This window comes from Falsiroseomonas sp. RANM36 (assembly GCF_056682175.1).
Window position 1 is genome coordinate 961,821 of record NZ_JBWXTD010000003.1, and the last position, 5,778, is coordinate 967,598.

At 74.2% G+C, this 5,778-nt stretch carries 5 protein-coding genes; all 5 read right to left on the reverse strand.

Translation table 11 applies throughout. The annotated features are described in order from the left end of the window. Positions 1-33 precede the first annotated feature (33 nt). The 5 genes from crtI to AC1MIR_RS09455 all read right to left on the reverse strand — a co-directional run bounded on the left by crtI (position 34) and on the right by AC1MIR_RS09455 (position 5,677). Positions 34-1,638 (reverse strand): phytoene desaturase family protein, encoded by a 1,605-nt coding sequence (gene crtI, locus AC1MIR_RS09435; protein ID WP_480027913.1) that lies wholly within the window; start codon positions 1,636-1,638, stop codon positions 34-36. A 57-nt stretch (positions 1,639-1,695) separates the two neighbouring features. Next, the gene (locus AC1MIR_RS09440) at positions 1,696-3,336 is read right to left on the reverse strand and encodes an acyl-CoA dehydrogenase family protein (protein ID WP_480027914.1); all 1,641 of its coding nucleotides are present in this window, start codon (positions 3,334-3,336) and stop codon (positions 1,696-1,698) included. Continuing rightward, positions 3,333-4,481, reverse strand: coding sequence for an FAD-dependent oxidoreductase (locus AC1MIR_RS09445; RefSeq protein WP_480027915.1), 1,149 nt, complete (start codon positions 4,479-4,481; stop codon positions 3,333-3,335). Before AC1MIR_RS09445 ends, AC1MIR_RS09440 begins: the two co-directional genes overlap by 4 nt. Positions 4,482-4,545: 64 nt before the next feature. Beyond that, entirely contained in the window at positions 4,546-4,764 is a 219-nt protein-coding gene (locus tag AC1MIR_RS09450) for a hypothetical protein (protein WP_480027916.1), read from the reverse strand. Positions 4,765-4,834: 70 nt separating this feature from the next. Continuing rightward, positions 4,835-5,677 carry an aldose epimerase family protein gene (locus tag AC1MIR_RS09455; protein ID WP_480027917.1) on the reverse strand — a complete coding sequence of 281 codons (843 nt, stop codon included), beginning with the start codon at positions 5,675-5,677 and terminating at the stop codon, positions 4,835-4,837. Positions 5,678-5,778 lie beyond the last annotated feature (101 nt).

The window sequence follows — 5,778 nt, forward strand, 5'->3', positions numbered from 1 at the left end:
CGGGGGCAGCGCCCCCGCCGAACAGCCCCATGTCTATCGCTCCGGCCCGTAGGCGGCGGCGGGCGTGGCCGCGGTGAAGTCGCCGGCGGCGGTCGGGCGGGAGGGGGCGTTGCTCAGGCCCAGGTCCTTGGCCAGCAGGCCGGTGGTGATGCGCGCGCCTTCGTAGATCACCGGCAGGCCGCTGCCCGGGTGGGTGCCGCCGCCGACCAGATACACGCCGTCCACGTCGCGGAAGCGGTTGGCCGGGCGGAAGTAGAGCATCTGCCGCAGCTCGTGGGAGAGGTTGAAGGTCGCGCCGAAGCCCACCGCGTAGTCGTCGCGCCAGTCCTGCGGGGCGACGATCTTCTCGTAGCGGATATGCGGGCGGAGATCGGGCAGGCCGAGCGCCCGCAGGCGGTCCAGCGCGATCTCGCGGTAGCGTGCGGCCTGTGCCGGCCAGTCGGGCTGCTTGAGCAGGTTCGGCACCGGCACGAGGACGTACAGCGCGGTGTGGCCCGCGGGCGCCATGGTGGGATCGGTGGCGCCGGCGTGCTGCACGTACATGGAGGGCACTTCGGGAATGTCGCCGCGCTCGATCTGCGCGATGTTCTCCTGGTAGCCCTCGCTCAGCAGCACGGTGTGGTGCGCGAGCTCGGGGCAGGGGCGGTCGAGGCCGAGATAGAGCATGAAGGTCGAGCAGGAGTAGTTCGCCTTCTCGATCTTCTCGTCCGGCCAGGTGGTGCGGAGCTCCTTCGGGATCAGCTTCGGGATGGCGTGCGCGAAGTCGGCGTTGACGACGACGGCGTCGGCGTCGTGGCGCTCGCTGCCGCTTTCCACGCCGCGGGCGCGCTTGCCGTCGAAGGCGATTCGATCCACCGGCGTGTCCAGGCGGATTTCCGCGCCGAGCCGTTCCGCCACGCGCGCCATGGCGTGGGAGACGGCGCCGCAGCCGCCGATGGGATGGAAGATCCCGTGCTCGTATTCGAGGTGGGAGAGGATGGTGAACAGGGACGGGCAGCGGAACGGGCTCATCCCCAGGTATTTCGTCTGGAAGGAGAAGGCCAGGCGGACGCGCGGGTCCTTGAAGTGGCGCGCCAGGTCGCGGTCCACGGTGCTCCATGGGCGCAGCAGCGGCAGCGCGCGGATCATGTCCCACTTCACCATGTCGAGCGGCGCCTCGAAGGCGCGTTCGAGCACGGGGCGGAAGACCTCGAGCTTGGCGCGGTTCTCCGCCATGAAGGGGCGCAGGCCCTTGGCGTCGCCGGGCGCGAATTTCGCGAGCTCCGCCTCCATCCGGTCCATGTCGGAGGAGGCGTCGAGCTGGGTGGCGCCGGTGCCGTGCTCGAAGATCAGGCGATACTGCGGATCGAGCCGGCGCAGATCCACTTCCTTCTCCAGCTCCGCGCCGCAACGGACGAAGATCTCCTTCAGGATGCGCGGATAGAGGAAGAAGGTCGGGCCCAGATCGAAGCTGTAGCCTTCCGGCGTTGTCAGGGTGCGCGTGCGCCCGCCGACCACGCCGTCGCGTTCGAACACGGTGACCTTGGCGCCGGAGGCCGCGAGCAGCATGGCCGCGGCGAGCCCGCCGGGGCCTGCACCGATGATGGCGATCTTGGCGCGCGCGCGCTGGACGGCAGGGGAGGCAAGGAGCGTGTTCATGGGTCCCGCAGCCAGATGCCCCCGGCGCCGGAAGGCGCAAGGGGCACGATGGTCATCTCATGCCGCAGCCGGCGCCATGACGGAAGCCATGCCCGCATGGGCAGCTTCGATCTCGAGGCAGCGCGCGGGGGCGCGCGGCAGCAGGCGCGCCAGGTAGACGGCGGCGAGCGGCGCGCGATCGGGCGCGGCGGCCGCGGCGCGGACCAGCATCCAGCCGCCGAGCGTCCAGCCGCAGGCCTCCAGATACGGCACGGCGAGGGATTGCGCCGCATCGGCGTCGCGCGCCTGCAGCGCGAGCATCGTCGCCGTCGCGTCCTGCAGGCGGGACGCAGCGGCGGCGAGGCCGGGCGTCGCCGCAACCTCGGCGAGCAGCGCGCGCATCGCCGCGCCGTCGTCCTTGGCCACCTTGCGCACCAGCAGGTCGATGGCCTGGATGCCGTTGGTGCCTTCGTAGATCGGCGCGATGCGCGCGTCGCGCAGCACCTGCGCGGCGCCGGTGTCCTCCACGAAGCCCATGCCGCCATGCACCTGGATGCCGAGCGAGGCGACGTCCACGCCGCGGTCGCTGCACCAGGACTTCACGATGGGGATGAGCAGCGCGAGGCGCGTCGCCGCCGCCTCGTCATGCAGCAGGTGGTGGCGATCCAGCGCGGCGGCTGCCTCCAGCGCCAGCAGCCGGCCGGCGAGCGTGATGGCGCGCATCTCGGTCAGCATCCGCGCGACATCCGGGTGCTGCGCGATCGGGCGCCCGCCCTGCATGCGCTGCTCGGCATAGGCTTCCGCGAGCTGCAGGGCGCGCGCGCCCTGGCCCACGCCCTGCACGCCGACCGCGAGGCGCGCGGCGTTCATCATGGCGAACATCGCGTTCAGGCCGCGGCCGGGCTCGCCGACCATCTCGGCCTCCGCGCCCTCGAACAGCATGACGCAGGTGGGCGAGGCGTGGATGCCCATCTTCTTCTCGATCCCGCCGCAGCGCAGCGCGTTGCGCGTGCCGTCATCCAGGATGCGCTGCGCGGCGAACAGGGAGATGCCGCGCGAGCCCGCGGGCGCGTCCGGCAGGCGCGCCAGGATCAGGTGCAGGATGTTGTCGGTGGTCTCGTGCTCGCCCCAGGTGATGTAGATCTTCTGGCCATGGATCGCGTAGCGCCCGTTGCCGAGCGGCTCGGCGCGGGTGCGGATGGCGCCGAGGTCGGAGCCCGCCTGCGGCTCGGTCAGGTTCATCGTGCCGGGCCATTCGCCGGTGACGAGCTTCGGCAGCCAGCGCGCCTTCTGGTCCTCGGTGCCGAAGAGCTGCAGCAGGTCGATCGCGCCGGCGGTCAGGATCGGGCCGAGGAAGAAGGCCATGTCGGCGGCGGAGGCGAGCTCGTTCACCGCGGTCCAGATGGCATGCGGCAGGCCCTGGCCGCCATGCGCCTCCGGCGCGGCGACGCCCTGCCAGCCGCTCTCGATCCAGGCCTTCATCGTGGCGTGGTACTGCGCGGGCACGGTGACACGGCCATTGGCGTAGTGCGCGGCTTCGCGGTCGGCGGATTGCCAGCCGGGGGCCAGGACCTCGGTGCAGAAGCGGTCGGCCTCCCCGATCACGGCGGCGATGTCGTCGGCGCCGAGCGGCGCGCCGGCGGCGGCGGTCAGCCCGGGCAGGTCCACCACGCGGGTGAGCCCGAGGATCAGGTCGTCGGCGGCGGTGGATCGCGTCATGCGGCGTGTTCCCGGATATCGTCGAGCAGGCCCTCGCCCGGCGGCGCCTCGCCGGCCGCCCCGGCGGCGAGCGCCCCGGCCAGGGCGGGATCGCGCGCGGCGCGCGCCAGCGCAAGCCCGAGCACGGGGCCGAACTTGACGCCCTGGCCGGAGACGCCGGACATGACGAAGGCGCGCGCGCCGGCGCGTTCCAGGATGAAGCGCTCACCCGGCTCCACGTCGTACCAGCAGGCGGCGGCGCCGAGCACGCGGTAGCGCTCCAGGTCGCGGATGCGGTGGCGCGCGAGGCCGAGGATCTCCTCGGCTTCGGCCGGGGTGACCTCGCGCGGGCCGTCGGGGTCGGCGGGGGGGGCGAAGCGGTGGTCGCCGATCTTGAGCGGCGGGCCCGCCACCGGCGGCACGGCGTAGAAGCCGCCATCCACGGCCAGGTCCAGCAGCATCGGCGCGCGCGCCCAGGCCGCGGCGAGATCGGGCGGCGGGGCGAGGCGCACCAGCACCTGCCGCGTCGGGCGCACCCGCGCGGCGAGGCCCGGCACGAGGCGCGGGTTCCAGGGGCCGGCGGCGAGCACCAGCAGGTCGCCGGCGCGGGTGGTGCCATCGGCGAGGGTCAGCGTCGCGCGGTCGGGGTCGAAGGCGGTGGCGCGGGCGCGCTCGATCACCACGCCGCGGGCGGCGAGCAGACGGGCGAGCATCGCCACGATCCGCCGCGCCAGCAGCACGCCGCCGGGTTCCAGCCGGAACGCCTCGGCGATGCCGTCGGGGCGGAGGAAGGGATAGGCGGCGGCGACGGCCCCGGCGTCCAGCGTCTCCGCCGCGCGGCCATCGGCGGCGAGCGCCTCGCGGCTTTCGGCCAGCCAGCCGCCGGCATGCTGCGAGAGGGCGAGCACGCCGGTCCGGACATAGGGGCGCTCGCCGGCTTCCGCGAAGAGCAGGTCCCAGGCGGCGTAGGCCGGGTCCACCATCCGCATGTAGCCGGCATGCGCGCCATAGGCGTGGCGGATCAGGCGGTGGTCGTCCACCGAGGCGCCGCGCGGGTTCGGCACCTCATCCTGTTCGACGATGCGGACCGCGCGGCCGGCGCGCGACAGCGCCCAGGCCGCCGAGAGGCCCATGATCCCGCCGCCGAGCACGACCGCCGTTTCCATGGGTGCAGTTTCGCCCGGCGGCGCGGCCCTGGCGAGAGGGGCGGGGGCGAGAGGGGCGGGCGGCTCAGCCGCGACCGGTGCGGCCGCCGTTTTCGTTCGTCTTCCCGATGGCGCGGGCCTCGGTGCCCGCAACGACGGTCCCGCCCGTTCCCTGGGCGCCGTCCGGCTTGCGGGCGGTCGGACCGACCTTCCGCGCGCCGTTGCCGGCGACCAGCTTGGCATTGGCGCCCGGGCGGGCGCCGCGCGCGGCACGCCGGGTCGATGACTTTGTCGTGTCCGTCATGGCGATGGTTCCTCCGCTCGCACCGCAGGCAAACGTCGCGCTCGGCGCAAGGTTGCCGGCGGCGCCGCTGTCAGCGCCAGGCCAGGGTGAGCGCCGCCTCCAGACTGGCGCCAGGCCCCAGGACATGCATCGCCCCATGCGCGGCGGCGGCCGGGCGGTTCGGCGCATCGGGCGCGTGCGTCACGGGCTCGATCGCGACGGCATCGGCACCGCGCGGCACGAACACATGCAGGTTGGAGGACCAGGCGCCGGTGGCGCGCAGCGTCAGCCCTTCCCCGCCCGGCCCGTCCAGCCGCAGCGTGCCGTCCCAACCCGCGAAATGCCCGTCGAGCCCTTCCAGCATCGCCACGTCGCCGATCAGGCCGCTGCTCGGCCGCGGCCCGATCGGCAGGTTGCGCGCATCGCGGCCGAAGGCGGTGCGCGCGGCGAAGCCGATGCGCGTGCCCGGGCGGCGGGCGAAATAGGGATGCCAGCCGAAGCCCATCGGGGTCGGCACGGCGGCGCCGTTGGTCAGCGCGAAATCCAGCGCCAGGTGGTCGGGGTGCAGCCGCACCCCCATGCGCGCGCGGCCGGCGAAGGGCGGGCGGTCGAAGGCGCAGTCCAGCACGACCGAATCGCCGCGCTGCTCGCTGACCGTCCAAGGCATGTCGCGCAGGAAGCCGTGGATCGCGGTGTCCTCCTCCGGCCGGTTGACCGGCAGGCGGTGCTCCACGCCGTCCACGACGAGGCGCCCGCCATCGAGGCGGTTGGTCCAGGGCGCCATGAGGAAGGCGGCGAAGAAGCCGCGGCCGGGCTCGGCCCCCTCCGGCAGCGGCGCGAGCAGCGCGCGCCCGGCATGGTCGAGCCGCGCGAAGGCCGCGCCGCGTTCGGGCAGGATCAGCGCGGAGGCGTCGCCCGCCTCAAGCCGGATCATCGAGTGATCCCGATGGCGGCCCGCTGCGGCGGGCCGCGGGCGCCCGGCCGCCCCCCCCCCCACCCCCCCCCCCCCGCCCCCCCCCCCCCCCCCGCCCCCGC